The organism is Methylobacterium sp. ME121, from assembly GCF_000974725.1.
GTDB classification, from domain to species: Bacteria; Pseudomonadota; Alphaproteobacteria; order Rhizobiales; family Beijerinckiaceae; genus Methylobacterium; species Methylobacterium radiotolerans.
Genome location: NZ_BBUX01000022.1, coordinates 17,576 through 44,311, shown reverse-complemented (window position 1 = coordinate 44,311; position 26,736 = coordinate 17,576). Strand labels below are relative to the sequence as shown.

General features: G+C 70.8%; 20 protein-coding genes and 2 tRNA genes. 4 read left to right on the top strand and 18 right to left on the bottom strand.

All coding sequences use genetic code 11. From position 1 onward, the window contains the following. Positions 1 to 237 precede the first annotated feature (237 nt). From ME121_RS15810 to ME121_RS15790, 5 genes are all read right to left on the bottom strand, one after another. Complete coding sequence (locus tag ME121_RS15810; RefSeq protein ID WP_024828005.1) at positions 238 to 1,872, bottom strand: MFS transporter; 1,635 nt, start codon at positions 1,870 to 1,872, stop codon at positions 238 to 240. 294 nt (positions 1,873 to 2,166) lie between these two features. Further along, complete coding sequence (locus ME121_RS15805) at positions 2,167 to 3,849, bottom strand: cation acetate symporter (protein ID WP_012322483.1); 1,683 nt, start codon at positions 3,847 to 3,849, stop codon at positions 2,167 to 2,169. Then, complete coding sequence (locus tag ME121_RS15800; protein WP_024828004.1) at positions 3,846 to 4,217, bottom strand: DUF485 domain-containing protein; 372 nt, start codon at positions 4,215 to 4,217, stop codon at positions 3,846 to 3,848. The genes ME121_RS15805 and ME121_RS15800 overlap by 4 nt, the downstream gene beginning before the upstream one ends. A gap of 136 nt (positions 4,218 to 4,353) precedes the next feature. After that, entirely contained in the window at positions 4,354 to 6,300 is a 1,947-nt protein-coding gene (gene acs, locus ME121_RS15795) for an acetate--CoA ligase (protein ID WP_024828003.1), read from the bottom strand. 271 nt (positions 6,301 to 6,571) lie between these two features. Then, complete coding sequence (locus tag ME121_RS15790; protein ID WP_089231812.1) at positions 6,572 to 9,112, bottom strand: sensor histidine kinase; 2,541 nt, start codon at positions 9,110 to 9,112, stop codon at positions 6,572 to 6,574. 259 nt (positions 9,113 to 9,371) lie between these two features. Between ME121_RS15790 and ME121_RS15785 the strand changes: the two genes are divergently transcribed. Both ME121_RS15785 and ME121_RS15780 read left to right on the top strand, forming a co-directional pair. Beyond that, positions 9,372 to 9,860 carry a phasin gene (locus tag ME121_RS15785; RefSeq protein WP_012322487.1) on the top strand — a complete coding sequence of 163 codons (489 nt, stop codon included), beginning with the start codon at positions 9,372 to 9,374 and terminating at the stop codon, positions 9,858 to 9,860. Positions 9,861 to 9,991: 131 nt separating this feature from the next. Beyond that, complete coding sequence (locus tag ME121_RS15780; protein WP_012322488.1) at positions 9,992 to 10,327, top strand: hypothetical protein; 336 nt, start codon at positions 9,992 to 9,994, stop codon at positions 10,325 to 10,327. 100 nt (positions 10,328 to 10,427) lie between these two features. Here the strand turns inward: ME121_RS15780 and ME121_RS15775 are convergent, their stop codons facing one another. The 5 genes from ME121_RS15775 to ME121_RS15755 all read right to left on the bottom strand — a co-directional run bounded on the left by ME121_RS15775 (position 10,428) and on the right by ME121_RS15755 (position 15,005). Then, the gene (locus tag ME121_RS15775) at positions 10,428 to 11,075 is read right to left on the bottom strand and encodes a L,D-transpeptidase (protein WP_012322489.1); all 648 of its coding nucleotides are present in this window, start codon (positions 11,073 to 11,075) and stop codon (positions 10,428 to 10,430) included. Between the two features lie 147 nt (positions 11,076 to 11,222). Next, positions 11,223 to 12,041 (bottom strand): transglutaminase-like domain-containing protein, encoded by an 819-nt coding sequence (locus ME121_RS15770; RefSeq protein WP_024828001.1) that lies wholly within the window; start codon positions 12,039 to 12,041, stop codon positions 11,223 to 11,225. 77 nt (positions 12,042 to 12,118) lie between these two features. Then, the gene (locus ME121_RS15765) at positions 12,119 to 13,048 is read right to left on the bottom strand and encodes a transglutaminase family protein (protein WP_024828000.1); all 930 of its coding nucleotides are present in this window, start codon (positions 13,046 to 13,048) and stop codon (positions 12,119 to 12,121) included. Positions 13,049 to 13,121: 73 nt separating this feature from the next. Then, positions 13,122 to 13,718 carry a response regulator gene (locus ME121_RS15760; protein ID WP_083743781.1) on the bottom strand — a complete coding sequence of 199 codons (597 nt, stop codon included), beginning with the start codon at positions 13,716 to 13,718 and terminating at the stop codon, positions 13,122 to 13,124. Between the two features lie 120 nt (positions 13,719 to 13,838). After that, entirely contained in the window at positions 13,839 to 15,005 is a 1,167-nt protein-coding gene (locus tag ME121_RS15755) for a transglycosylase SLT domain-containing protein (RefSeq protein ID WP_012322493.1), read from the bottom strand. A gap of 229 nt (positions 15,006 to 15,234) precedes the next feature. Between ME121_RS15755 and alaS the strand changes: the two genes are divergently transcribed. Beyond that, entirely contained in the window at positions 15,235 to 17,913 is a 2,679-nt protein-coding gene (alaS, locus tag ME121_RS15750) for an alanine--tRNA ligase (RefSeq protein WP_059409163.1), read from the top strand. A 170-nt stretch (positions 17,914 to 18,083) separates the two neighbouring features. On the opposite strand, the gene ME121_RS33690 is transcribed toward alaS, so the two are convergent. The 6 genes from ME121_RS33690 to mdeB all read right to left on the bottom strand — a co-directional run bounded on the left by ME121_RS33690 (position 18,084) and on the right by mdeB (position 25,685). Continuing rightward, entirely contained in the window at positions 18,084 to 18,206 is a 123-nt protein-coding gene (locus ME121_RS33690) for a hypothetical protein (protein ID WP_408902498.1), read from the bottom strand. Positions 18,207 to 18,457: 251 nt separating this feature from the next. Continuing rightward, complete coding sequence (locus ME121_RS15740) at positions 18,458 to 18,868, bottom strand: DUF2147 domain-containing protein (protein ID WP_012322496.1); 411 nt, start codon at positions 18,866 to 18,868, stop codon at positions 18,458 to 18,460. A 34-nt stretch (positions 18,869 to 18,902) separates the two neighbouring features. Then, on the bottom strand, positions 18,903 to 19,649 hold the full coding sequence (locus ME121_RS15735; protein ID WP_059409162.1) for a hypothetical protein: 747 nt from the start codon (positions 19,647 to 19,649) through the stop codon (positions 18,903 to 18,905). Between the two features lie 190 nt (positions 19,650 to 19,839). Further along, a complete protein-coding gene (gene lpdA / locus ME121_RS15730; RefSeq protein ID WP_024827994.1) occupies positions 19,840 to 21,561 on the bottom strand; it encodes a dihydrolipoyl dehydrogenase in 1,722 nt (573 codons plus the stop codon). 11 nt (positions 21,562 to 21,572) lie between these two features. Further along, positions 21,573 to 22,934: a 2-oxo acid dehydrogenase subunit E2 gene (locus ME121_RS15725; RefSeq protein WP_058621157.1), complete on the bottom strand. Its 1,362-nt coding sequence runs from the start codon at positions 22,932 to 22,934 to the stop codon at positions 21,573 to 21,575. 75 nt (positions 22,935 to 23,009) lie between these two features. After that, positions 23,010 to 25,685: an alpha-ketoglutarate dehydrogenase gene (gene mdeB / locus ME121_RS15720; protein WP_059409171.1), complete on the bottom strand. Its 2,676-nt coding sequence runs from the start codon at positions 25,683 to 25,685 to the stop codon at positions 23,010 to 23,012. Positions 25,686 to 25,883: 198 nt separating this feature from the next. Here mdeB and ME121_RS15715 point away from each other — a divergent pair, with 198 nt between their 5' ends. After that, the gene (locus ME121_RS15715) at positions 25,884 to 26,372 is read left to right on the top strand and encodes an Lrp/AsnC family transcriptional regulator (RefSeq protein WP_012322501.1); all 489 of its coding nucleotides are present in this window, start codon (positions 25,884 to 25,886) and stop codon (positions 26,370 to 26,372) included. 98 nt (positions 26,373 to 26,470) lie between these two features. Here the strand turns inward: ME121_RS15715 and ME121_RS15710 are convergent. Both ME121_RS15710 and ME121_RS15705 read right to left on the bottom strand, forming a co-directional pair. Continuing rightward, positions 26,471 to 26,546, bottom strand: a tRNA-Ala gene (locus ME121_RS15710). A 55-nt stretch (positions 26,547 to 26,601) separates the two neighbouring features. Next, positions 26,602 to 26,677 (bottom strand) — tRNA-Ala (locus tag ME121_RS15705). Positions 26,678 to 26,736 lie beyond the last annotated feature (59 nt).

The following is a 26,736-nucleotide window of genomic DNA, read 5'->3' as shown; positions in this document are numbered from 1 at the left end:
CCATCGTCCGATGGGGCGACGTTTCAGCCGAGCCTCGATACTTGTCACCTCCGTATAGGATCCGACAAAACGCAATCCGTGACGAACCGCACGGATCGCAATTTCGCCATGGCGTTGCTGGGTCGACACAAGCGCGACTGACGCGGGGCGCTGTCCCGAACGAGAACGCCCAGGCAGCGTGTGCTGCCTGGGCGCCGTTGCCGCGGGTCTGACCGGGGTCCGGTCGGCTCGCGCCGGTCAGGTGTCGGCGAAGATGTCGCGATCCTTGGTCTCCGGCACGAAGAACACGCCGATGATCACCGTCGCGACCGCGATGACGATCGGGTACCAGAGGCCGAAATAGATGTCGCCGGTCTGTGCCACCATGGCGAAGGCGGTCGCCGGCAGGAGGCCGCCGAACCAACCGTTGCCGATGTGGTAGGGCAGCGACATCGAGGTGTAGCGGATCCGGGTCGGGAACAGCTCCACCAGCATGGCGGCGATCGGGCCGTAGACCATCGTGACGAAGAGCACGAGGATGAACAGCAGGCCGATCACCTGCGCGGGCTGAGCCCGGAAGATGTCGAACGGGTTCGACATCTTGACGATCTCGGGATCGCCGGCCTTCGGATAGCCCGCGGCCTGCAGCGCGGCGGTCGTGGCCTTGTTGGCCTCGACGTTGCCGCCCTGCGGGTACGGGATCTCGGTGTCGTTGACGCGGATCGCCGTGGGCTGGCCGGCCGCGCCGGGCACCGTCGTGTAGCGGACCGACGACTTCGACAGGAAGTCACGGGCGAGGTCGCAGGGCTGGGTGAAGACCCGCGTTCCGACCGGGTTGAACAGGGTACCGCAGGCGGCCGGATCGGCCGTCACCGTCACCTTCACGTTCTCGATCGCCGCCTCGAGCTTCGGGTTCGCCGTGGAGGTGATCCCCTTGAAGATCGGGAAGAACGTCGCCGCCGCGATCGCGCAGCCCGCCAGGATGATGACCTTGCGGCCGATCTTGTCGGACAGCCAGCCGAACACGACGAAGAAGCCGGTCCCGAGGAGCAGCGACCACGCGATCAGCAGGTTGGCCGTGTAGCCGTCGACCTTCAGGATCGATTGCAGGAAGAACAGCGCGTAGAACTGGCCCGTGTACCAGACCACGCCCTGGCCGGCGACGAGTCCGAACAGGGCGATGATCGCGAACTTCGCGTTCCGCCACTCGCCGAAGGCCTCCGTGAGCGGCGCCTTCGAGGTCTTGCCCTCCTCCTTCATCTTCTTGAAGGCCGGGGATTCGGAGAGCTGGAGACGGATCCAGACCGAGATGCCGAGGAGCAGCACCGAGACCAGGAACGGGATGCGCCAGCCCCACTCGGCGAAGGCGGCCTCGCCCGTGATGGTCCGGGTCGCCAGGATCACCAAGAGCGACAGGAACAGGCCCAGCGTCGCGGTCGTCTGGATCCAGCTCGTGTAGAAGCCGCGCCGGCCATTGGGGGCGTGCTCCGCCACATAGGTCGCCGCGCCGCCGTACTCGCCGCCCAGCGCGAGGCCCTGGGCGAGGCGCAGGACGATCAGGATGATCGGCGCCGCGATGCCGATGGTCGCCGCGTTGGGCAGGATGCCGACGATGAAGGTCGACAGACCCATGATCAGGATCGTGACCAAGAAGGTGTACTTGCGACCGACGAGATCGCCGACACGGCCGAACACCAGCGCGCCGAACGGCCGGACGATGAAGCCGGCCGCGAAGGCCAGCAGAGCGAAGATGTCGCGCGTGGCCGGCGGGTAGGCCGAGAAGAATTGCGCGCCGATGATCGCCGCCAGCGACCCGTAGAGATAGAAATCGTACCACTCGAACACGGTGCCGAGCGAGGATGCGAAGATCACCCGCTTCTCGGCCGACGTCATCGGCCTCGCAGCGTCTCCCGCTCGCGGGATCGCGGTTGCCACAGGCATGAAACAGGTCCTCCCAGACGCACATGGGCGGCCCGAGACACGGATCGCCCGCTCACCGGCCCGTTTCCCGGGCGGTTCTGCGCGAGGCGCAGATCACCTATGCGTTATCGCACGTGGTGGGGCGGTCAACCGGTAAAGCGATTGTGAAGACCCTCATCAACATGGGCGCGTACCGAGTTGTCACCGGAACGACGAAGGGCGCGGCTCGCGCCGCGCCCTCCGCCTGTCAGACCCGTCGGATCGCCGTCAGTGCGCGTGCGCGCCGGCGGCCCCGATGCCCGTCTCGGAACGCACGTACTGGGCCTCGAAGGCGGCCCGCTCGCGCTGCGCGCGCCGGGTCTTGTCCAAGAGGGACACGACCCAGATCGTCGCGAAGGCCAGCGGCATCGAGAACAGCGCCGGGTTGTCGTAGGGGAAGAGCGGGGCGGGGTTGCCCAGCGTCGTCACCCACACGGCCTTCGACAGCACCACCATGATGACCGCCGCGAGCAAGCCGACGAGGCCGCCGGCGAGCGCGCCCCAGGTGGTGGTGCCCCGCCACAGGATCGACATGGCGAGCACCGGGAAATTGCAGCTCGCCGCCACCGCGAAGGCGAGGCCGACCATGAAGGCGACGTTCTGGTTCTCGAACACGTAGCCGAGATAGATCGCCACGATGCCGATCACCACGGCCGAGATCTTCGACAGGTTGACCTCGTGCTTCTCGGTGGTCCGCCCGCGGGCGATCACCTGGGCGTAGAGGTCGTGACTGATCGCCGAAGCGCCGGCGAGCGTCAGGCCGGCGACGACCGCGAGGATCGTAGCGAAGGCCACGGCGGAGATGAAGCCCAGGAAGTACGGGCCGCCCACCGCGTTGGCGAGGTTCACCGCCACCATGTTGGTGCCGCCGATCATGTCCTTCAGCTTGTCGAACGCGCCGGCCGGACCGAGCTTGAAGTAGACCGGGTCCGACATCAGCAGCGCGATGCCGCCGAAGCCGATGATGAAGGTCAGGATGTAGAAGTAGCCGATCAGGCCGGTGGCGTAGAACACCGACTTGCGGGCGGCCTGGGCGTCCGAGACCGTGAAGAACCGCATCAGGATGTGCGGCAGGCCGGCGGTGCCGAACATCAGGCCGACGCCGAGCGAGATCGCCTCGACCGGGTTCGACACGAGGCCGCCCGGCGCCATGATGGCGTCGCCCTTCGGGTGGACCTGAACGGCGCTGGCGAACAGCATTTCCGGGTTGAAGCCGTACTTCAGCAGCACCGCGCCGGCCATGAAGGTCGCGCCGCCGAGCAGCAGGCAGGCCTTGATCACCTGCACCCAGGTGGTCGCCTTCATGCCGCCGAAGGCGACGTAGACGATCATCAGGACGCCGACGATGATCACCGCGTAGAGGTAGGGCAGGCCGAACAGGAGCTGGATCAACTTCCCCGCGCCGACCATCTGGGCGATCAGGTAGAAGGCCACCACCACCAGGGTGCCCACCGCCGAGATGATGCGGATCGCGGTCTGGTCGAGGCGGAAGCTCGCCACGTCGGCGAAGGTGAACTTGCCGAGGTTGCGCAGGCGCTCCGCGATCAGGAACAGCACGATGGGCCAGCCGACCAGGAAGCCCGTCGAGTAGATCAGCCCGTCGAAGCCCGAGGTGTAGACGAGGCCGGAGATGCCGAGGAACGAGGCCGCCGACATGTAGTCGCCGGCGATCGCCAGGGAGTTCGTCCCTGCCGAGATGCCGCCGCCTGCCGCGTAGAAGTCGGCGGCCGACTTGGTGCCCTTGGCGGCCCGGTAGGTGATGCCGAGCGTCAGCAGCACGAAGAACAGGAACATCAGGATGGCCGGCCAGTTCGTGGCCGATTGCGCGACGGCACCGAGATCCGGGCCGGCCGCGTAGGCGGCGCTCGCGACGATCGTGGCGAGCGTCAGGCCGAGAAGGAGGCGGTTCATCGGGCCACGCTCCGCTTCAGGGCTTCGCTCAGCGCGTCGAAGCGCGTGTTGGCCCGGGCGACGTAGACCCCCGTGAGCGCGAAGGCGAACAGGATCACGAACACGCCCGCGAACAGGCCGAGGGAGGCGGTGCCGCCGACCTTCACGGCCAGGAGCGACTTGTCGAAGGCGATCAGCCCGATGAAGCCGAAATAGACCACCAGCATCAGGATCGTCAGGATCCAGGCGAAGCGGGTGCGCTCGTGAACGAGTTGCTGGAACTCGGGGGTTCGGGCGATCCGCTCGACCTGCGGATCGGCGGCGATCTCGCGTGGGCGTGTTCCCGGGGGCGCCGTGCGCCCTCGGGTGTTCAGTGTCGTGCCGCTCATGGGTGTTCCTCCCGCGAGGGCACGCTCGCGGCCCCCCGGTTCTGCGCGTTGGGATTCGTGGTTCTTGTTGGAGGCGGGCGCCGCCCCGGCACCCGCCCCGGTCCGGACCCGCGCCGCCGGGGCGGCGCGGATGCGATCAGCCCCGGTTCTGCCGGTTCTCGATCAGGTCGTCGACGACGGCCGGCTCGGCCAGCGTCGAGGTGTCGCCGAGCGAGCTGAAATCGTCCTCGGCGATCTTGCGCAGGATCCGGCGCATGATCTTGCCCGAACGGGTCTTGGGCAGGCCGGGGGCGAACTGGATCAGGTCCGGCGAGGCGATCGGCCCGATGTCCTTGCGGACCCAGGTCACGAGCTCCTTGCGCAGGGCGTCGTCGCCCTCCTCGCCGTCGTTGAGGGTCACGTAGGCGTAGATGCCCTGGCCCTTCACGTTGTGCGGGTATCCCACCACCGCCGCCTCGGCGACCTTCGGGTGGGCGACCAGCGACGACTCGACCTCGGCGGTGCCCATGCGGTGACCCGAGACGTTGATGACGTCGTCCACTCGGCCGGTGATCCAGTAGTAGCCGTCGGCGTCCCGCCGGGCGCCGTCGCCGGTGAAGTACTTGCCCGGATAGGTCGAGAAGTAGGTCTGCTCGAAGCGCTCATGGTCGCCGTAGACCGTGCGCATCTGGCCCGGCCAGGAATCGGCGATGCAGAGATTGCCCTCGCACGGCCCTTCCAGCACCTTGCCCTCGGCGTCGACCATCTGGGGCTTCACGCCGAAGAACGGGCGTGTGGCCGAGCCCGGCTTGAGCGCGGTGGCGCCCGGCAGCGGCGTGATCAGGATGCCGCCGGTCTCGGTCTGCCACCACGTGTCGACGATCGAGCAGCGCCTGTCGCCGACGACGTTGTAGTACCATTCCCAGGCTTCCGGGTTGATCGGCTCGCCGACGGAGCCCAGAACCCGCAGCGACTGCCGCGAGGTCTTCTTGACCGGGCCCTCGCCGCCGCCCATCAGCGAGCGGATCGCGGTCGGTGCCGTGTAGAAGATGTTGACCTTGTGCTTGTCGACCACTTCCCAGAACCGGGAGGTCGACGGGTAGGTCGGGATGCCCTCGAACATCAGCGTCGTGGCGCCGTTCGCGAGCGGCCCGTAGACGATGTAGCTGTGGCCGGTGACCCAGCCGACATCGGCCGTGCACCAGTAAACGTCGCCCTCGCGGTAATCGAAGACGTATTCGTGCGTCATCGACGCGTAGACGAGGTATCCGCCTGTGGTGTGCACCACGCCCTTTGGCTGACCGGTCGAGCCCGAGGTGTAGAGGATGAAGAGCGGGTGCTCGGCCTCCACCGCCACGGCGGGGCACTCGTCCGTCACCTGCTCGGCGGCCTCGTCGTAGTAGACGTCGCGGCCCGCCTCCATGGCGACGCTGCCGCCGGTGCGGCGCACGACGATCACGTGGTCGACCAGGTCGGCGTCGAGGCGCTTGATCGCCTCGTCGACATTGGCCTTCAGCGGCACCTTGCGGCCGCCGCGCAGGCCCTCGTCGGCGGTGATCACCACCTTCGAGCCGCAGCCCTGGATGCGCGAGGCGAGGGAGTCCGGCGAGAAGCCGCCGAACACGATGGCGTGGATCGCGCCGAGCCGCGCGCAGGCGAGCATCGCGTAGGCGGCCTCCGGAATCATCGGCATGTAGAGTGTGACGCGGTCACCCTTACCGACGCCGCGGTTGCGCAGCACGTTGGCCATCCGGCAGACCTGCGCGTGCAGCTCGCGGTAGCTGATGTGCTTGGCCTCGTCGGGGTTGTCGCCCTCCCAGATGATCGCGGTCTGGTCGCCCCGGGTCTCGAGATGGCGATCGATGCAGTTGTGGGCGACGTTGGTCGTGCCGTCCTCGAACCACTTGATCGAGACCTTGCCGGGCTCGAAGCTGGTGTTCTTCACGGTCGAGAACGGCTTCATCCAGTCGATGCGCTTGCCGTGCTCGGCCCAGAACGCGTCGGGATCGGCGACGGAAGCCGCGTACATCTCCCGGTACTTGGCATCGTCCACGTGCGCACCCTCGCGCCACGCGGATTGGACCTCGATCACCTTGCCTTCCATGGCGTCCCATCCCTGTTTTGGTGCCCGATCGTATCGCGGTCGCCGCCGCGCAGCCAGGACTTCCAAAGTAACGTAGCCGACAATCTACGATGGCGATATCATCGCAGTTTGGCGCGCACCTGCGCAGCACAATCCCCGTGAATAGATTGGGCACAATGTAAGAGCTGATTGAGGCTTCGATGCTGCGCTGTCAAGCGCGCCCGCACGAGGCGGCTGTCACCGGCAGCCCTCTGTTTCCGCTGCCGGAGACCGCCCGTGGTCGCGATCGACCCTAGCCGTTGGCCGCCCGGCGCGTGGGCATGATGATCTCCACGAGCGTGCCGTCTTCCGGCCGGGCGGAGAGCTCCAGCCGCCCGCCATTGGCCTCCACCAGCGCCCGCGGCAGCGCCAGCCCGTCCTCGACATCGTCCTGCGGAGCCTCCGGCCGCGGGGCGTGGCCTGCACCGGTGTCGCGCACCCGCACGGCGATACCCGCCCGCTCCGTCGAACCGGTGGACACGATGATCTGGCTGCCGGCGGTCGACCGCCGGATCGCGTTCTCGATCACCAAGCTGGCCGCGCGGCTGACCGAACGCTCGTCGGCCTCCAGGTCGCCGATATCGGTGGAGAAGCTCGTCCGCATGACGATGCGGCCCCGGGCCGCCTCGCCCTGGAGCCGGGCGACGCAGCTCGCCACCACGTCGTTGAGATCGAGGGCGCGCGGTTCCAGGTGGAGCGACCCGGCCTCGACGGCGGCGAGGTCCAGGAGCTTCCCGACGCGCTCCCGCATCGCCTCGCCCGAGGCCTTGATCTCGGCGAGGCAGCCCCTGTAGCGCGCGTCCCCGAGGGGGCCGAACGGCTCCTTCAGCATCGCGGCGGCGAGGTCGATGATCCCGGTCAGCGGTTGGCGGACGGCGCCCTCGAGCCGGCCGAGGGCGTCGGCGCGAGCCGGCGCGGGATCCGGGCGGCCCTCGGCGGCCCGCTCCGCCGCCTCGCTCTCGGCCCGCCCGATCTGGACCACCCGTCGGCCCTGCGCCGCCGCTACGGTCAGCGACACGGGCGCCCCGGCGAGGCGCACGACGCGCCGCCCGGGCGCCGCGCCGCGAAGGGCATCGGCGACCGTCAGGACGCTGTCCCCGTCGAACAGCGTGACAAAAGTGCTGCCGACGATCTCGCGCGGGTCGCAGCCGAACAGGTCGGTCGCGGCGCGGTTCAGCGCGACGATGCGCCCGGCCGCGTCGACCGTGACGACGCCCGTTTCCAGCGCGTCGAGGGTCGCCTCGGCGCTGGCCGTCCGCTCGGTCTGGGCGGCGCGGGCGAGGCGCTCGGCCCTGAGCGCGTCCGCGACGTCGGCCTCCTCGACGGGGCGCGCGACCAGGCACGTGGCGGTCGCGCCCGCCCAGGGCAGGGCACCCCCCAGCAGTTCCACGGGGCGGGCGCCGCCGTCGGCCGTCGTGACGGTCGTGCGGCGTGCGGACGGCTCGGGTGCTTCCGCCGCGGGAAGACCGGGCAGCAATCCCGAGAACCCGACGCGCGCGAGGCTCGGCAGATCAGGATAGCCGGTCAGGTCCAGGAAGGCGCCGTTCGCCGCGACGATCGTGCCGTTTCGATGGACCAGCACCGGCAGCGGCAATCCGCCGAGGAGATCGGTCGCGGGCGCCGGTGCCGCGTCGTCGACCGGTGCGATCTCCGCCGTGTCCGGGTCCGCGCCGACATCGTCCGAGACGGCGCGGGTCTCCGCCGGACCGGCCTGTGGAGCGGGGAACGGCATCACCGAACCGCTCTCGGTCCTGGGCGAACCGGATTCGGCCTCGTCGCCGGCGTAGCGGGCCCCCAGCGCCCGGGCGATCTCGCGGAACGCGGCGTGCTCGTCGTTCGACAGCGGCGCGGCGACGGGGTCCGCGTCCACCCCGACAGGGATAGCGACCTCGCCGGGCTCGGCCGGGACTATCGCGGCCCCCGCATCCTCACAGGCTGCGGGCTCCGGTGTCGCAATCGGCGTCGGCTCCCGTACTGCCTCGGGGGTCGGCTCCGGAGGCGCGGCCGGGACGCTCCGGATCAGACCGAAGCCGCCGAAGCCCGAGAAGGCCGCGTCGCCCCGCCCCAGCGGGGCGCCCGACAGATCGACCCGGAACGCTCCGGTGCCGGCATCGAGTACCGCCGGTTCGCCGCGGAAGGTGCGCCGGTCGCGCAGGGCCGCCAGCACGGCGTCGGCGCCGGAGAGTCGCCCGCTCGCGGCCAGATCCTGCCAGCGCTGCCCGACCAGCCCGGACAGGGCCTCCGGGCCGGTGAGCGTGGTCAAGACACCCGCGGCATCGAGGCGCCACAGGAAGCGGTCGTCGCGCCGCAGCGGCACCGTTGAGGGCGATTGCGGCTGAAGGGGTGGCGCGCCCTCCGCCCCAGAAGGCGCGGCGCGCGGTTCGACCGGAGCCTCGACCGGGCGGGCGGGACGGGCGCGGCCCGCCGACACCGGCGCGGTCGGGACGACGAGGATCGCGGGCCGGCCGTCGGCCTGCGCGCCCCGCGCCAGCCAGCACAGAACAGGCGGCGCGATCCGGCGGGCATCGAGGCGCAGGCGCGCGAGGCGGGGCGCGGCGTCGCCCGCCACCGCCGCCGCGATCTGCCGGTTCAGACCGGCGAGGGCGGGGCCGGCCAGCGACTCGGCGAGACCGGCCGCCGCTTCGGACGCGGACAGGATCCGCGCGTCCGTCGAATCGATCACGAGATGCACGGCGTCGCGCGCGGCCAGCGCGGCCGCCAGGGCGGGCAGCCGCTCCCAGGTCGCGAAGGCATTCGCCAGCCCGGCCGGGACTGCAGCGGCCGTCGGTGTCACTGTCGTCTCCAAAGCCCGCGACCTCGAACCCCAACGCGATCCAGACGCTCCGCGGTCCCGCTTTGCCCGAGAAACGCCCGCGACCGTAGCCCTATTGTAAACTCCCTCGCGCCGCGACGCTGGACTCTCGGCGCAACCGTCACACGTTTACGTTATGTCAACCTTAACGCCGTGAGCGCGGGTGGCATATGGCGGCGAATCAGTTATTGTGCACCGCACAAAGCGCCATCCACAGGCCAATGAAGAGAGGAGACGACGTATGAGCAACCCCCCGAACTACGAAGTTCCGGCCGAGATGCGCGACTTCGCCGAGAAGAGCGTCGAGCAGGCCCGCAAGGCGTTCGACAGCTTCATCGGCGCGGCCCGCCGCACCGCCGACACGGTGCAGGGTTCGGCCGAACTGGCCCGCTCGAACGCGCTGGACGCCTCCTCCCGCGGCTTCGAATATGCCGAGCAGAACGTGAACGCGGCTTTCGACCTCGCCCAGAAGCTGGTCCGCTCCAGGGACATGCAGGAGGCGATGCAGCATCAGGCCGAGTTCGTCCGCAGCCAGTTCGCCGCCATCCAGGCGCAGGCGAAAGAGTTCAGCGGCCTCGCGCAGAGCGCGATGCAGCAGGGCGCCGAACGCGCCAAGTCGGCGATGCAGCAGGGCGCCGACGAGGCCCGCAAGGCCATGGAGCAGGGCCAGGACGCCGCCAAGCAGACGGCTCAGAACGCCCAGGACGCAGCCGAGCGCGCCTCGCACTGAGGCAGACATCGACGAAACGAGCCGCGGCCCGCTCCCGTCTCAGGGGGGCGGGCCGTCTCGTTTTCGCCGGTATTGCCGCCGAGAGCCGCCGGGCGGACGCGTTGGGTCCGCGCCGACTGAAGGGTTCAGGGATGCGCCTCACTGTTTCCGGCCGATCCGGCCTGCGTGGACCTCTCCGCCTGGCGGTCGCCGCCCTGGCGCTCGCCGCCGTCGTTCCGAGCGGCGCGGCCTGGGCCCAGTACTACGACGATCCGGGCTACGACGGCGGATACCGCCCGGTCCCGCGCCGGGCGCAGCGCGCCCCCGTCGGCTACAATTGCGACGCGGTCCAGCAGGGGATCACGGGCCCGAAGCCGTTCTCGTGCCCGCTGCCGGGGCCGCGTCCCCTCGGCGTGCGCTGCTTCTGCGACCTGCCGATCGCCTCGTTCAGCCCGCCGCAGACGGCCGTCGGTCACGTCGTTCCCTGATTGCACGCGGTCTCGACGGCGACGGGCCGCGCCCCCTTTCGGATGACGCGGCCCGTGCGGCGCAGGCGGACCTGGGCGCGAGCATTCCCGCGCCGCGTCCTCAGTTCAGGACGACGACCTTGGCGCCGACCTTCACGCGGTCGTACAGATCGGTAACGTCCTCGTTGGTCATCCGGATGCAGCCCGACGACACCGCCTGACCGATCGTGTCCGGCTCGTTGGAGCCGTGAATGCGGTACTCAGTGCTGCCGATATACATGGCCCGGGCGCCGAGGGGGTTCTCGATGCCGCCCGCCATGTAGCGCGGCAGGTCGGGACGACGGGCGATCATGGCCTTCGGGGGCGTCCACGACGGCCACTCGCGCTTGGCGGTGATCTTGTTGGTGCCGCTCCAGCTGAAGCCCGGACGGCCGACGCCGACGCCGTAGCGGATCGCCTCGCCGTTGCCGAGCACGTAGTACAGGCGCCGCTCGGCGGTGGAGACCACGATCGTGCCGGGCGCGTAGGGTCCGTTGAACGCCACGATCTCACGGGGGATCGGCTGGACCTGCGCCTGCGGCGCGGCCTGCACGCCCTGGCCGTAGCCCGGGGCGTAAGTGCCCTGGTAACCGTACTGTCCCTGATCGGAGTAGTACTCATCGGCATTGTCCGTGCCGAAGGGATCGTACGACGAGGCGGCGAGAACGGGCGTGGCGGCAAGAACAGACACGCCGAGGAGCGCGGCGAGTGCGGTGACCGTGGTCTTCATGAGTGGCCTACCTGTGCAATAACCTTTGCCATTACAAGCGTGAGCATAGGCAGGCAGTTCCATACACCCGCCAAGAATTCGCTCTCCGGCGGAATACGCAGGCCAGCTTGGCCGTGCGGTGCGCCTCATCACGAAGGCGTGTTCGGCTCAGGGGATCTCGTCCGTGTGGACGTCGAAGCGCGCGAGGTGGGCGTAACCGAAGTTCGTCGAGATGGCGCAGTCGGTGGCGTCGCGCCCGCGGGCCATGACGATGCGGCCGATGCGGGGCCGGTTGTGGCGGGCGTCGAACGTGTACCAGCGCGGTCCCTCGGGCCCCTCGAGGAAGACCTCGAACCACGCCGAGAAGTCCATCGGCGCCGGGTCCTTCGGGACGCCGATATCGCCGAGGTAGCCGGTGGCGTAGCGCGCCGGGATGTTCATGCACCGGCACAGGGTGATCGCCAGATGCGCGAAGTCCCGGCACACGCCCTCGCGCTGCATGAAGGCATCGTGCGCGCTCCGGGTGGCGTCGGCGCGCTGATAGTCGAAGCGGATCCGCTCGTGCGTGTAGTCGACGATCGCCTGGACCCGTGCCCAGCCCTCCGGGGTGCCTCCGAACAGGGACCACGCGGTCTGCGAGAGCTTGTCGGTGTCGCAGTAGCGCGAGCCCAGGAGGAAGATCAGGACGTCGTCAGGAAGGTCTTGGACGGGGATCTGCCGGGCCTCAGGCACGACCGGGTCCGGCTGACCCGAATCCTGAACCGTGAAATCGGCCGCGATCGTCAGCTGGCCCGGCGGCGCGACGATGCGGTGGCAGATGTTGTCGAAGACGTCCCGGTACTCGCGCGCCTCGACCGGCGGGTCGAACCGGATCGCCTGCGGGGTCAGCACGTCCCCGGTCCGCGCGGGATGGACGCTCAGCATCAGGATCATCGGCGTCGGCTGCGACAGCGTGAAGGCAATATCGAAACCGGTCCTGATCTTCATCGCGGCCACCTTGCTCTGTCGCCTTCCGCGCGGGGTCGCCACGCACGCTCGTTCCGGGTCCCGGTGCTCGAGGGGACTCAACGCGCCAGGGACGTGTGCGGCCCCTGCACGGTTCGGGCCGCCGGCCCGTCGGCGGGCAGCTCCACCACGTCGACGTCGACGCGCATGCCGAGATCGTCGCTGGCGAGGCCGAAGAAGGAGCCGTGCAGCGGCACCGCCTGCGCGGGGTCGCGGGTCACGGCCACGCGGATCAGGTCGCGATTGCCCACGATGCCGTTGGTCGGGTCGAACTCGACCCAGCCGGCGCCCGGCAGGTAGACCTGCAGCCACGCGTGGGTGGAGCCGCCCCCGACGTGGCGCGCACGGTCGTTGCGCGGGTTGTAGAGGTATCCGGAGACGAAGCGGGCGGCCATGCCGAGTGCCCGGACGCCCTCCATCATCAGCACCGCGAAGTCCCGGCACGAGCCGAGCTTGGTGCGCAGGGTCGTCAGCGGGTCCTGCACGCCTTTCTCGGAGCGGGCGAGGTAGGTGAAGTTCGCCCGCACGCTGCGCGTCATCGCGGCGAGCAGCTCCTGCGTCGGGATCCGGCCCTCGGGCGGCAGGAAGCTCCGCGCCCAGGCATCGACCTCGTGCCGCGGGTCCGGCCACTGCCGCTCGATGGACCGGGCGAGGTCCGGCATGTCCTCGGCCCCGTAGCCGAACGGGTAGTGGGTCGCGTGCGGCGCCAGCGGGAAGACCGGCGCGTGCTCCGGTGCGTGGTCGAGGGTGATGCCGCAGTCGAACGTCAGGGTCTCGGCCCGGGTGTCGAAGGTCGCGACCGCCACGCAGTTGCCGAACACGTCGAACAGCCAGCGCAGCGAGGCCGGCTCCGGGGTGATGTCGAGGGTCGCCGCGATCAGCCGCTGGTCGTAGCTGTCGCGCGGCCGGAACATGATCCGGTGCTCGCCGAAGGCGACCGGACGCCGGTACCGGTAGACCGTGCGATGGCGGACGGAGAGGATCGGCAAGGTCGCAGGCTCCGGGCTCGCGCCGACACGCTCACCGGCGATGCAAGGGCCGGGCCCGTCCGCGCGGAGCGCCTCAGACCACCGGGGGAGCCGGATCGGCCGCGGCGCGCTCCGCCTCGACGAGCACGTCGAGGGGGCGCCAGGGTTTCGCGATGAAGACCGCCTCGGCCGGCAGCTCGGGGCGCGGCAGGCCATGGCCGGAGGTGATCACCAGCCGGGCCCGCGGCCACAGCGTCGCCACGGCGCGCGCCAGCTGAAGGCCGTCCATCTGTCCGGCCAGCCGGACATCGGCGAAGACCAGCGCGACGTCGCCGCCGCGCGCCTGGAGGACCGACAGGGCGGCCTCGGCGCTGTCGCAGCCGACCACGTCGAGTTCGGTCTCTTCCAGGAGGGTTTCGGCCAGGGCGCGGATCTCAGGATCGTCCTCGACGACGAGGGCAAGGCGCGGCGGATCGGCCTCGGGCACCGCGACGTCTGGCCCGCTCCGGGCGGTCTCGTCGTCCTCGCTCTGCCGGACGCGGCGGACCAGGGCGGCGAGGTGCTCCGGCACGCCCTCGGTGACGAGATTATCGTAGAACGACGCCAGTGTCTGACCGATCTGGTCGAGCGGAATACCCGGTGACAGCGTATCGGTGAGCGGCAGGGGTGCGCTCGTCTGGTGCTTTTTCAAGGACTCCCCCCGAAGTCGACTTCCGCGCCGCTCGAGGACTCGGCGCTCACAGGAGGAAAGTCGGCAATCCGCCGCTGGTTGCGCCGGGGGTTCGGAATCCCGCCCGGCGTCACAGGGCCGTTACTGCGTGACGAGGCCGGCGTCGGCGTCGGCATAGGCCATGATTCCGGAGACCTGGCGGACGTTCTGATAGCGCGTCCCGCGGGTGCTCATCATCGCCTCGAACTTCTCGTGCACCTGCGCGACCGACAGGCTCAGGGGCTTGCGGTGGCGGCCGCGCCCGACGAAGCGCCCGGCTGCGAAGAAGATCGAGCGGTTGGCGCGGGCGGGACCCGGGAGCAGCGCCGCCGCGGCGGCGGCCGGCTTGTTCACGACGTTGGCGAGGAACTCCTCGGCATCGTCCGGCCCGAGGAAGTGAGCGAGGTAGACCTCGCCGAGGGTCAGCTCGCGGCCGATGCGCAGGGCGATGCGGGCGGCGTCGCGCTTCAGCATCTCGCCGGCCATGAGGGCCGACAGGTACGGGTCGCGGCGCAGTTCCAGCACCCGGGCGCGCTCCGCCGGATCGGTGATCACCGGCCGGTCGTTGGCGTCGGATGTGATCAGCGCGGCCTCCTTCTCCAGCCCGTACTTGGCGCCGAAGTCGCGCACCACGCCGAGCCAGGTCCGCTCGATGAACTGGTAGAGGCCCGTCGCCGAGGAGGTCTTGGCCTGGACCGCCGTGACGAAACTCGATTCCTTGTCGGCCACCGCCATCAGCAGCACCGGATCGGTCTGGACCGCCTGGGCCGCCCGGACGATCGTCTGCACGAGGTGGCGCCGGATCTTCATCGGGCCGAACTCGAGGATGTCGTTCGGGTCGCCGACGGCGCTCTCCGAGAGCAGGAAGTCGTACGACACCCGGTCGACCGTGTTGGAGCCGAGCTCGGTGTCGAGGTCGTGAACCGGGGCGAAGCTGGCGGCTGCGCGCAGCGGCGTCTGCTCGAGCGGGGTGCTGAGGGCGACGGTGTGGATGCGCGGGCGCGGCATCGGGATCTCGGTAGCGGCCTCCGCCACCGACACGGCCGGCGACAGGCCGACCTTGGCGAGGTCCACGCCCGATCCGATCAGCGCGGCGCTGAGTCCGCCCGCGATCATCGAGACGGTGAGCAGCGAGCGGAACAGCGCGGGGCGGCTGCCATGGGCGCGGCCCAGCATGGGCTGTGCGGCGATCACGTCGGCGCGGCCCGAGCCGAAATGGCCCTGCTTACCGGCGATGGTCCTCGGCGATCCGACCGTGCGGCCCTGCATCGTTATCCCGACTCTCCACACGCCGTCGTGGCGCGACGGACTCACCATCGCTTGACAGATGTGGCGACAACACGGCCGTGCTTGTGGCCGAGTTGCGGCGTCCCGAGGAGATTTCGGGGCAGGCCGCCCGTGACTCGCGCGGCATCCCTCCTTAAGAGGGCGCCATGCGGGCGCCGGGCGGATGATGCGCGGCCGCCCTTTCCCGTCCGTCCTGCCAGAGTCAGCCCCGATGAGCGGCGTCAACGAGATCCGGTCGACCTTCCTCGACTACTTCGCCAAGGCGGGCCACGAGGTCGTGCCGTCCTCGAGCCTCGTGCCGAAGAACGACCCGACGCTGATGTTCACGAACGCCGGCATGGTGCAGTTCAAGAACGTCTTCACCGGGATGGAGAAGCGCGCCTACGACCGGGCGACGACGGCGCAGAAATGCGTGCGGGCCGGCGGCAAGCACAACGACCTCGACAATGTCGGGTACACCGCGCGCCATCACACGTTCTTCGAGATGCTCGGCAACTTCTCGTTCGGTGACTACTTCAAGGACCGCGCGATCGAGCTGGCCTGGACGCTGATCACCAAGGAGTTCGGCCTCAAGCCCGACAAGCTCCTCGTCACCGTCTACGCCGACGACGACGAGGCCGCAGGCCTGTGGAAGAAGATCGCCGGCTTCTCCGACGACAAGATCATCCGGATCGGGACCTCCGACAATTTCTGGCAGATGGGCGATACCGGCCCGTGCGGCCCCTGCTCGGAGGTCTTCATCGACCAGGGGCCGGCGCTGCAGGGCGGCCCGCCCGGCTCCCCGGACGAGGACGGCGACCGCTTCCTCGAGTTCTGGAACCTCGTGTTCATGCAGTACGAGCAGCTGGAGCCGGGCGTCCGGAACCCGCTGCCGCGGCCGTCGATCGACACCGGCATGGGCCTGGAGCGCATGGCGGCGATCCTCCAGGGCGTCCACTCGAACTACGACACCGACCTGTTCCGCGCCCTGATCGACGCCGTGGCCCACGCGGTCTCGCGGGCGCCGGAGCCGGCCACGATGGCGTCCTACCGGGTGATCGCCGACCACCTGCGGGCGTCCTCCTTCCTGGTGGCCGACGGCGTGCTGCCGGGCAACGAGGGCCGCGGCTACGTGCTGCGCCGGATCATGCGCCGAGCCATGCGTCACGCCGAGATCCTCGGCGCTCGCGAGCCCACCATGTTCCGCCTCGTGCCGACCCTCGTGCGCGAGATGGGCCAGGCCTACCCGGAGCTGATGCGGGCCGAGAGCCTGATCGCCGAGACCCTGAAGCTCGAGGAGACCCGCTTCCGCCGCACTCTGGAGCGGGGCCTGTCGATCCTCGACGCCGAGAGCCGCGACCTCCGGGAGGGCGACAAGCTCTCCGGCGAGACCGCCTTCACCCTCTACGACACCTACGGTTTCCCCCTCGACCTGACGCAGGACGCCCTCAAGGCCCGCGGCATCGGCGTGGACACCGACGCCTTCGCGGCGGCGATGCAGCGCCAGAAGCAGGCGGCCCGCGAGGCCTGGAAGGGCTCCGGCGAAGCGGCCACCGAGACGGTGTGGTTCGGCCTGCGCGAGCGCGTCGGCGCCACCGAGTTCCTGGGCTACGAGACAGAGAACGCCGAGGGCATCGTCACGGCGCTCCTGCGCGACGGCGCCGAGGTGACCACCCTCGCGGCGGGCCAGACCGGCCTCGTGCTCGTCAACCAGACGCCGTTCTACGGAGAATCGGGCGGCCAGGTCGGCGATACCGGGCTGATCCTGGCTCCGGGCGTGCGGGCGCGGGTCACCGACACACAGAAGAAGCTCGGCGACGTGTTCGTCCACCACGTCACTGTCGAGGAGGGGGCTCTGAGCCTCAACCAGCCGGTCGAGCTCAAGGTCGACAACGTCCGCCGGAAGGCGATCCGGGCCAACCACTCGGCCACCCACCTGCTGCACGAGGCCCTGCGGCAGGTTCTGGGCGACCACGTCGCTCAGAAGGGCTCCCTGGTCAGCCCCGAGCGCCTGCGCTTCGACATCAGCCACCCGAAGCCGATCGAGGCCGACGAACTCGCCCGGGTCGAGGACATCGCCAACGCGGTGCTGCTGCAGAACGCGCCCGTCGTCACGAAGCTGATGGCGGTCGACGACGCGATCGCGTCGGGCGCCCGCGCGCTGTTCGGCGAGAAGTACGGCGACGAGGTGCGGGTGGTCTCGATGGGGCTGCCGGTCGACGGCGAGGCCGCGCAACCGCGCGCCAGGAACTTCTCCGTGGAGCTCTGCGGCGGCACCCACGCCGCGCGCACCGGCGACATCGGGGCGATCACCATCGTGGCGGAGAGCGCGGTGGGCGCGGGCGTGCGCCGGATCGAGGCGCTGACGGCCGACGCGGCGCGCCGCCATCGGGCCGAGGAGGCCCGGACGCTCGCGGCGCTCGCCGGCATCCTCAGGGCGCCGGTCGCGGAGGCGCCCGACCGCCTGACCGCGCTGATGGAGGACCGGCGCCGCCTGGAGCGCGAGCTGGCCGAGACCCGTCGCAAGCTCGCCATGGGCGGCGAGGGCGGCCCGGGCTCGGGCGCGCAGCAGACCGAGATCGGCGGGGTGGCCTTCCGCCGCTCCGTCATCGAGGGGCTCGACATGCGCGACCTCAAGCCGATCGTCGACGAGGAGAAGAAGCGCCTGGGCTCCGGCATCGTGGCGGTGGTCGGCATCGGACCGGACGGCAAGGCCGGGCTGGTGGTCGGCGTCACCGACGACCTGACCGCGCGCTACGACGCGGTCGGGCTGGTCCGGGCCGGCGCCGGGGCGCTCGGCGGGAAGGGCGGCGGCGGCCGCCGCGACATGGCGCAGGCCGGCGGCCCGAACGGGGCCGGGGCCGAGGCCGCCCTCGACGCCGTCGCGCAGGCCCTCACCGAGGCCGCCTGAGGCGCGACGGCCCGCGGAGCGGCCGCAGCGTCACCGGCGCGGCCCGATCGTCTTCCGCGAGACCGGCGCGGTCGCCCCGAGAGGGCCCCGCGCCCGCTCCGGCCCCGGGCGAACACCGCGGCCCCCCTCGCGGGTCCTGCACCGCGCGGGTCACCGGGGGGCAGGCGCCATCACCGGCTGCCGCCGCCACCACCGCCCTGCGGCGCGACCCGCGACGGCTGGTTGGCATTGCCCGCCGCCGCCGAGTTGTTGGAGATCGTGTCCGCCGGCCGGCCGGTGGGCGAGTAGCTCACGGCGGCTTCGTTCCCGGTGGCGTCGATCTACTGGCTCACCACGCCCGGCGCGCCGGGAGCGGGCGCGACGGGCCGGGCCTCGACCTGGGCGCTGGCCGGAGCGACGGTGGCGAGGGCGAGAAGGGCGGCGAGACATGTCCGGGTCATGAGAATCCTTGCTGATTCCAGACCCTGGCAACCTCGGTCGCGCGCGATCGATCCCGCGATGTTGCGACGCGGCACCGTCTCGCTTCGGCACCGGCCGCGCGCGCTCACTTCACGCGCGTCCAGGTCTGCCGCTTGCAGAACACGCTCATGACGCAGCCGGAGACCTCGAGCGAGTCGGGTCCCGTGAGCTTCAGCGAACCGGAATAGGTCTTGCCGTCATTCGGGTTGTAGAGAGACCCCGAGAAGCCGCCGCCTTCGGGCTGTCGCGCGTCGAGGATCTGGACGCCGACGACGCTGCGGCCGCGCAGGGCCGGATCTGGGTTCTTCGCGTCGAGCCCCTTCCCGGGCGCGCTGATGATCGTGCCGCAGAAGCCGCCGCCGCAGGGCGCGATGCGGACCTTCGAGCTGCCGGTTTCCGTCAGCCACACGCCGGCCGGATCGGCCGCCAGGGCCGGCGCGCACGCCGCGCCCGTCGCGAGCAGGGCCAGTACCGTGCGACGAAACCTCGAACCCATACCTGTTCCTCCCAACCGAGAACGCGGTCGGGTTCTACCGCGATGCCTGCGGCAGCGCACCGCCCAGATACGTCTCGACGACCTCGCAGAACGGCTGCCCGGCCCCGGTCGACAGCACGGCGTCGATCTCGAAGAGCGGATCGTCCGGTCCGGGCGCGGCGCTCCGCACCGGCGCGCGTACCTCGACGGTGCTGCGCACCGGGGCGAGGGGGCGCACGACCCGGCCGAAGGGGGTGCGGGTGGTGTCCAGCGTCGCGTTCATCTCCGGCGTGAGCCGGGCCGGCACGTACCAGTTATCCGCCTCGGACAGCACGCGGTCCCCGCAGGCGAGGCGGACGCGGCGGTAGCGCACCGGCTCGTCCGGGCCGATCCCGAGACGGGCGCGCTGCGCGGCCGTCAGGGGCTTGTCGGCCACGGGCACGCGTTCCGCCACGAGGTGCGGGTCTCCGGCGAGCTTGTAGTCGGCACACCAGCTCTCAAGGGCGAAGGTCGCGCTGTGCGCCGCCAGGATGCGGCTGCGTAGCGAGGCGATGAGCGCCTGCGGTCCCTCGGCCGGTGACGGCGCGTCGGCCGGCTTCGGCGCGACGGCGGCATCGCGTGCCCAGCCCGGTGACACGGTCACCGCGACCGATCCCAGCAGCACCGCGAGGGCAAGGGGCGGCACCCGGAGGCCGGGTGCGGGCCCGGTGCGCCGACGGTCCCTGCACGCCGATCGATCCCGCACCCGTGACGGCACAATGCGGACGGCATGGCGGGAAGACTTTCCGGTGTGCCACAGCATCTCGGGCTATATCCTCGCAGCTGAACCACCAGATCTTCGCCAGCTGCCCCAGCGCCGAGGCCCGGCAGAACGCGCCGGCCGGGCCGCTTCCCGGCCGAGCCGGCGACGGAGGGCGAGATCTAGACAACACGCGGCGATCCGTCGAGCCGGCCGCGCGTCGGGACGGCCGAGTTTGGGCCCGTCGACGCGCCTACCGACGGGCCAACGGGGGCAGGTCGGTGCAGAGGCCGAGGCCGGCTTCCGCCGCGAGTCCGATGGTCTCGCCGAGTGTCGGGTGGGGGTGGATCGTCCGGCCGATATCGGTGGCGTCGGCGCCCATCTCGATCGCCAGCGCGACCTCGCCGATCATGTCGCCGGCGCTCGGACCGACGATGGCGCCGCCGACGACGCGCCCGGTCTGCGCGTCGAACAGCAGCTTCGTCAGACCGTAATCGGCGCCGTTGGCGATGGCCCGACCCGAGGCGGCCCAGGGGAAGCGCGCGACCTCCACGGCCCGCCCGGCCGCCTTCGCGGCCGTCTCGGTGAGTCCGGCCCAGGCGATCTCCGGGTCGGTGTAGGCGACCGAGGGGATGACGGCCGCGTCGAACCCGGCCTTGTGGCCGGCGGCCGCCTCGGCGGCGACGTGGCCCTGATGCACCGCCTTGTGGGCGAGCATCGGCTGGCCGACGCAATCGCCGATGGCGAAGATGTGCGGCACGTTCGTGCGCATCTGGGCGTCCACCGGCACGAAGCCGCCGTCCAGCGCCACGCCGGCCGCGTCGAGACCGAGCGTCGCGCCGTTCGGGCGGCGACCGGCGGCCTGGAGCACGAGGTCATAGGTCCGGGGCTCGGACCCGTCCGAGAGGGCCACGGCGATGCCGTCCGGATTCGCCTCTGCCGATACGACCTGAACACCCGTCAGGATCCGGTCGAAACGGTGCGCGTTGCGCTTCGTCCAGACGCTCACGAGATCCCGGTCGACGCCCTCGAGCAGGCTGGGCAGGCGCTCCACCACGTCGACCCGCGCGCCGAGCGCGCTGTAGACGGTCGCCATCTCCAGGCCGATGATGCCGCCGCCGATCACCAGAAGCCGGCGCGGCACCGCGGGCAGTTCGAGGGCACCGGTGGAATTCACGATCCGCGGATCGTCCGGAAGCATCGGCAGCGCCACCGGCGACGAGCCCGCCGCCACGATCGCGGCGGAGAAGGTCACGTCCCGCGCGGAACCCCCATGCAGCGCCACCGAGACCGTGTCGGGGCCGGTGAAGCGCGCGGTCCCGCGGATCACCTCGACCTTGCGCTGGCGCGCCATCTGGGCGAGCCCGTCGGTGAGGCGGCGGACGTTGCCGGCCTTGAAGGTCCGCAGCTTGTCCAGGTCGATCGTCGGCGCGCCGAAGCTGATCCCGTGCGCGGCGAGCCGGACGGCCTCCTCGGTCACCGCGGCCACGTGCAGCAGCGCTTTCGACGGGATGCAGCCCACGTTGAGGCAGACGCCGCCGAGGGTCGCGTGGCGCTCGACCAGGACCACCCGCTGCCCGAGATCGGCGGCCCGGAAGGCGGCCGAGTAGCCGCCCGGTCCGCCGCCGATCACCAGGAGGTCGCAGCCCGCCTCCGCCCGGGGCTCCGGCGGCGGCGCGGCGGGGCGCGGCGCGGGGACCGGAGCGGTGAGCGGCTCGGCGCGCGCGCCGGGCGCCTCGACCGCGAGGCGGGCGACGAGGGTGCCGGCCGAGACCGTGTCGCCGAGGCCGACCAGCATCTCCACGAGGCGGCCAGCCGCTGGGGAAGGGATGTCCAGCGTCGCCTTGTCGGACTCGACCACCAGTAGGGTCTGGTCCTTGTCGACCGGCTGGCCGGGCGCCACCGGGATCTCGATGACGGGCACGTCGGCGTAGTCCCCGAGATCGGGGACGCGGATGTCGAAGGTCTCGGGCATGGCGGCGGCCGTCACAGGAGGGCGCGGCGCAGGTCCGACAGGACCGACGCCACGTGGCCGAGGAAGCGGGCGGCGGCGACGCCGTCCACGACGCGATGGTCCCAAGAGAGGCTGAGCGGCAGGATCAGGCGCGGCTGGAAGGCTTTGCCGTCCCACACCGCCTCGGTGCGGGAGCGCGCCGCGCCCAGGATGGCGACCTCGGGGGCGTTGATGATCGGGGTGAAGCCGTCGCCGCCGATGCCGCCGAGCGACGAGACCGAGAAGCAGCCGCCCTGCATGTCGGAGCCCGGAAGGGTTCCGGACCGGGCCTTCTCGGCCATCGCGGCCATCTCGGTGGCGATCTCGATGAGGCCCTTGCGGTCGCAGTCGCGCACCACCGGCACCATCAGGCCCTTCGGCGTATCCACCGCGAAGCCGACATGGACGTAGTCCTTCAGGACGAGGTCGCCGCCCTCGAGCGAGGCGTTGAATCGCGGGTAGGCGCGCAGCGCCGAGGCCGCCGCTTTGATCAGGAAGGCGACCATGGTGACCCGGGCAGGCGGCGTGCGCGTCTCCTTGTTCAGGCCGAGCCGGAACGACTCGATCTCGGTGACGTCGGCACGGTCGAAATTGGTCACGTGCGGGATCGTCAGCCAGTTGCGGCTGAGATTCGCCCCCGAGAGGCTCTGGATGCGCGACAACGGTTCGCGCCGGACCGGCCCGTACTTGGCGAAGTCCACCTCCGGCCAGGGCGGTAGGCCGGCGCCGATCCCGGACGCGGCGACGGGCGCCTGGGCCGGCGCACCGAGGGCCGCCTTGACGAAGGCGTGCACGTCCTCGCGCAGGATCCGCCCCTTCGGCCCGGTGGCGGCGACGCGGTCGAGACCCACGCCGAGCTCGCGGGCGAGCTGGCGGACGGACGGGCTGGCATGCACGTCGCCGCGGGTCGCCTGAATCGGCTCCGACGAGGCGCGACCGACTCCGTCTGCCGTCCGGGAGAGGGGCGGGGTGAGGGGGGCGCCGTCTCCGGAATGCCCTGATCTCTCACCCTGTCCCTCTCCCGCACGGGAGAGGGGCGCCGCGCTCCGGTCGGGGGGCGCCGAGGCCGCGACAGCGGGCGATGTGTCGGGCACCGGTGCGGCCCCGCCGCCCTCCGCGGGCTCCACCGTCAGGATCGGCGTTCCCTCCGACACCTTCGACCCCACCGCGACCAGCAACTCGCGCACGATGCCGGCGACCGGGGAGGGGACCTCCATGGTGGCCTTGTCGGACTCGATGCTCAGGATCAGGTCGTCCACCGCGAGACGGTCGCCGGGCTTCACCAGAAGCTCGATGACCGGCACGTCCCGGTAGTCGCCGATATCCGGAAGGGCGATCTGCAGCGCGGCGCTCATGCGGTCGGATGTCCGTAGGTCGGGCGTTCGGAGAAGGGGTGGGACGGGCGGCGCCCCTCGGCGGGGCGCCCGGCCTCAGATCGTCCAGGGCGCGGGCGCGTCCGCCGCGATGCTGTAGCGGCGGATCGCGTCCGCCACCGTCGCACGCGGCACCGTGCCGGCCTCGGCGAGGGCGTGCAGGGCGGCGACGACGACGTGCTGCCGGTCGACCTCGAAGAAGCGGCGGAGCGCGTTGCGGGTGTCGCTCCGCCCGAACCCGTCGGTGCCGAGGGCGACGAATCGCGCGCCGACATAGGAGGCGATCAGCTGCGGGTAGGCCCGGACGTAGTCGCTCGCCGCGACGACGGGCGCCGGGCCCGGCAGCAGCGCCGCCACGTGGCTGACCGGCGCCTCGGCCTCCGGGTTGAGCATCGCCTGCCGCTCGGCCTCGCGGGCATCGCGGGCCAGCTCGCTGAAGCTCGTCACGCTGAACACCTCGGCCGCGACGCCGAAATCCTGCGCGAGCAGCGCCGCCGCCGCGATCACCTCCGGCAGGATCGCTCCGGAGCCGAGGAGGCGCACGGCGGCGCTTCCCGCCTCAGGCCCCGACAGGCGGTACATGCCCTTCAGGATCCCGGCCTCCGCTCCCTGCGGCATGGAGGGCTGGGCGTAGTTCTCGTTCATCGCGGTGAGGTAGTAGAAGGCGTCCTCGCCCTCCTCCATCATCGCCCGGGCCCCCCGGTCGACGATCACCGCCATCTCGTACGCGAAGGCCGGATCGTAGGCCCGGCAGTTCGGGATCGCGGCGGCCTGCATGTGGCTCGATCCGTCCTGATGCTGCAGGCCCTCGCCGCCGAGCGTCGTGCGGCCCGCCGTGGCGCCGATCAGGAAGCCGCGGGCCCGCTGGTCGGCCGCCGCCCAGATCAGGTCGCCGACCCGCTGGAAGCCGAACATCGAGTAGTAGATGTAGAACGGCAGCATCGACAGGCCGTGGACGCTGTAGGACGTGGCCGCCGCGGTCCAGGACGAGATCGCCCCGGCCTCGGTGATGCCCTCCTCCAATAGCTGCCCGTCCCGGGCCTCGCGGTAGTAGAGCATGGAGCCGGCATCCTCCGGCTCGTAGAGCTGCCCCTGCGGCGCGTAAATCCCGACCTGCCGGAACAGGTTGGCCATGCCGAAGGTCCGCGCCTCGTCGGCGACGATCGGCACGATGCGCGGCCCGAGATCCTTGTGCTTCAGGAGGTTGCCGAACAGGCGCACCACCGCCGTGGTCGTCGACATCTCCTTGCCGCCGGCCTCCAGGGCGAAGCCCGCGTAAGTGGAGAGCGCCGGAACCGCGACGGTCGGCGCGGTGCGGCGGCGAGCCGGCAGGACGCCGCCGAGTGTCTCCCGGCGCTCGCGCAGGTAGCGCATCTCGGCGCCGTCCTCGGCCGGCTTGTAGAAGGCGAGACCCTCCACCTGGGCATCCGACAGCGGCAGGGCGAACCGGTCGCGGAACGCCCGCAGCGCGTCGACGTCGAGCTTCTTGGCCTGGTGGGCGGTCATGCGCGACTCGCCCGCGCCGCCCATGCCGTAGCCCTTCTTGGTCTTGGCCAGGATCACCGTCGGCCGGCCCTTGGTGGCCTTGGCGGCCGCGAAGGCCGCGTAGAGCTTGCGGAAGTCGTGGCCGCCGCGCTTCAGCCGGTCGACGTCGGAATCCGACATGTGGGCGACGAGCTCGCGCACCTCCGGGTCCTCGCCGAAGAAGTGCGCGAGGTTGTAGGCGCCGTCCTTGGCGCCGAGCGTCTGGTACTTGCCGTCCACCGTCTCGGCGAAGCGGCGCAGCAGGGCGTGGTTGGTGTCGCGGGCGAAGATCCCGTCCCACTCCGAGCCCCACAGCACCTTGATGACGTTCCAGCCGGCGCCGCGGAACAGGCTCTCCAGCTCCTGGATGATCTGGCCGTTGCCGCGCACCGGCCCGTCGAGCCGCTGCAGGTTGCAGTTGATGACGAAGGTCAGGTTGTCGAGATTCTCGCGTGCCGCCAGCGCGAGGCCGCCGATCGACTCGGGCTCGTCCATCTCGCCGTCGCCGAACACGCCCCAGACGTGGCGGCCGGCGGTGTCGGCGAGGCCCCGGTCGCCGAGGTAGCGCATGAACCGGGCCTGGTAGACCGCGTGGATCGGCCCGATGCCCATCGAGCCGGTGGGGACCTGCCAGAAATCCGGCATCAGCCAGGGATGCGGGTAGGAGCACAGGCCGTCGCCGGCGATCTCCTGGCGGTAGTGCTTCAGCTGCTCCTCGGAGAGCCGGCCCTCGAGGAAGGCCCGGGCGTAGACGCCCGGCGCCGAGTGCGGCTGGAAATAGACGAGGTCGCCGTCCGTGCCGCCCTTGAAGAAGTGGTTGAACCCGACCTCGAACAGCTCCGCCGCCGAGGCGTAGCTCGCCACGTGGCCGCCGAGCTCGCCGTAGGCCATATTGGCGCGCACCACCATGGCGAGGGCGTTCCAGCGCATGATCGAGGTCAGGCGCTCCTCGATGTCGAGGTCGCCGGGGTAGCGCGGCTGCTTCTCCAGCGCGATCGTGTTCCGGTAGGGCGAGTAGGGCAGGGCCTCGTCGAGGATGCCGATCTCCTTCGAGCGCCGCTCCAGGCGGTCGAGGATGAACCGGGCCCGGGCCGCGCCCTCGGTGCGGAAGACGGATTCCAGCGCGGCGAGCCAGTCCTGGGTCTCGGCCGGGTCGTGATCCACCTCGGCGGACCGCGCGATCGTGGCTTTCGGCGGTATGGCGTTCATCGGCGCGGCCTCCCTGTTCAGCGCGATCATACGGGGATCGCCGCGGCGGGACATGCCGATTATTTGCTGTGTTGCCGCGTTGCGCGGATTGATATTTCGCGATGCCGGTTATAGGCGGCAAATCATGCCGCGCCGGTCATTGCTCCCGATCCGGCGCCCGTGGCTGCGCACAGCGGCCGGAGACCGGAGATCGAACCCATGCCCGCACGTCCGGCCGCCCTCGACGCCGCGAGCTTGCGCATCCTCGAATGCTTGCAGCAGGACAGCGAGATCAGCGTCGCGGACCTCGCCGAACGGGTGGGTCTGTCGACGTCGCCGTGCTGGCGCCGCGTCAACGACCTGAAGGAGGCGGGCGTGATCCGCGGCTGCGTGGCGGTGGTCGACCCGCTCAGTCTCGGGCTCGCGGTCAACGTGTTCGTCCACGTGTCGCTGGAGAAGCAGACCCAGGCCGCGCTCCAGGCGTTCGACGAGGCGGTGCGCGGCCGACCGGAGGTGATGGAGTGCTACCTGATGAGCGGCGAGGCCGACTACATGCTCCGGGTCGTGGTCGAGGATCTCGGCCAGTACCAGAAGCTCGTCCTCGATCACCTCACGCGGATCCCCGGCGTGGCCAACATCCGCTCGAGCTTCGCGCTCGGGCAGGTGAAGTACACGACCGCCCTGCCGCTCGGGCACCTGACCCGCTGACGAGCGCGGCGACCGCCTGGGCTCCCGGTGTCGAATCTAGAGGACCGAAGGATCTCGGGGGCGGAGGCCCGAGAGGGCCGCGTCGCGCGCGAGAGGAATGGTGGAGCCTAACGGGATCGAACCGATGACCTCTTCCATGCCATGGAAGCGCTCTCCCAGCTGAGCTAAGGCCCCATATTTTCAACAGCGGTCCGCATCCCCGACAGGGCTGCGTCACGCAAGGGTGGAATGGTGGAGCCTAACGGGATCGAACCGATGACCTCTTCCATGCCATGGAAGCGCTCTCCCAGCTGAGCTAAGGCCCCACTTTAACACCCGCCGCGGTTTGGGTCCCGCGGGGTCTCGCCGTTCCGGGTCGCGGCCG

Coding starts and splice junctions, on each gene's coding strand:
- ME121_RS15785 (WP_012322487.1), top strand. CDS start 9,372: ATGAGCAACCCCCCGAACTACGAAGTTCCGGCCGAGATGCGCGACTTC.
- ME121_RS15725 (WP_058621157.1), bottom strand. CDS start 22,934: ATGAGCGCCGCGCTGCAGATCGCCCTTCCGGATATCGGCGACTACCGG.
- ME121_RS15780 (WP_012322488.1), top strand. CDS start 9,992: ATGCGCCTCACTGTTTCCGGCCGATCCGGCCTGCGTGGACCTCTCCGC.
- ME121_RS15740 (WP_012322496.1), bottom strand. CDS start 18,868: ATGGGTTCGAGGTTTCGTCGCACGGTACTGGCCCTGCTCGCGACGGGC.
- mdeB (WP_059409171.1), bottom strand. CDS start 25,685: ATGAACGCCATACCGCCGAAAGCCACGATCGCGCGGTCCGCCGAGGTG.
- alaS (WP_059409163.1), top strand. CDS start 15,235: ATGAGCGGCGTCAACGAGATCCGGTCGACCTTCCTCGACTACTTCGCC.
- ME121_RS15810 (WP_024828005.1), bottom strand. CDS start 1,872: ATGACGTCGGCCGAGAAGCGGGTGATCTTCGCATCCTCGCTCGGCACC.
- ME121_RS15800 (WP_024828004.1), bottom strand. CDS start 4,217: ATGAGCGGCACGACACTGAACACCCGAGGGCGCACGGCGCCCCCGGGA.
- lpdA (WP_024827994.1), bottom strand. CDS start 21,561: ATGCCCGAGACCTTCGACATCCGCGTCCCCGATCTCGGGGACTACGCC.
- ME121_RS15775 (WP_012322489.1), bottom strand. CDS start 11,075: ATGAAGACCACGGTCACCGCACTCGCCGCGCTCCTCGGCGTGTCTGTT.
- acs (WP_024828003.1), bottom strand. CDS start 6,300: ATGGAAGGCAAGGTGATCGAGGTCCAATCCGCGTGGCGCGAGGGTGCG.
- ME121_RS15770 (WP_024828001.1), bottom strand. CDS start 12,041: ATGAAGATCAGGACCGGTTTCGATATTGCCTTCACGCTGTCGCAGCCG.
- ME121_RS15805 (WP_012322483.1), bottom strand. CDS start 3,849: ATGAACCGCCTCCTTCTCGGCCTGACGCTCGCCACGATCGTCGCGAGC.
- ME121_RS15735 (WP_059409162.1), bottom strand. CDS start 19,649: ATGCTGTGGCACACCGGAAAGTCTTCCCGCCATGCCGTCCGCATTGTG.
- ME121_RS15755 (WP_012322493.1), bottom strand. CDS start 15,005: ATGCAGGGCCGCACGGTCGGATCGCCGAGGACCATCGCCGGTAAGCAG.
- ME121_RS15715 (WP_012322501.1), top strand. CDS start 25,884: ATGCCCGCACGTCCGGCCGCCCTCGACGCCGCGAGCTTGCGCATCCTC.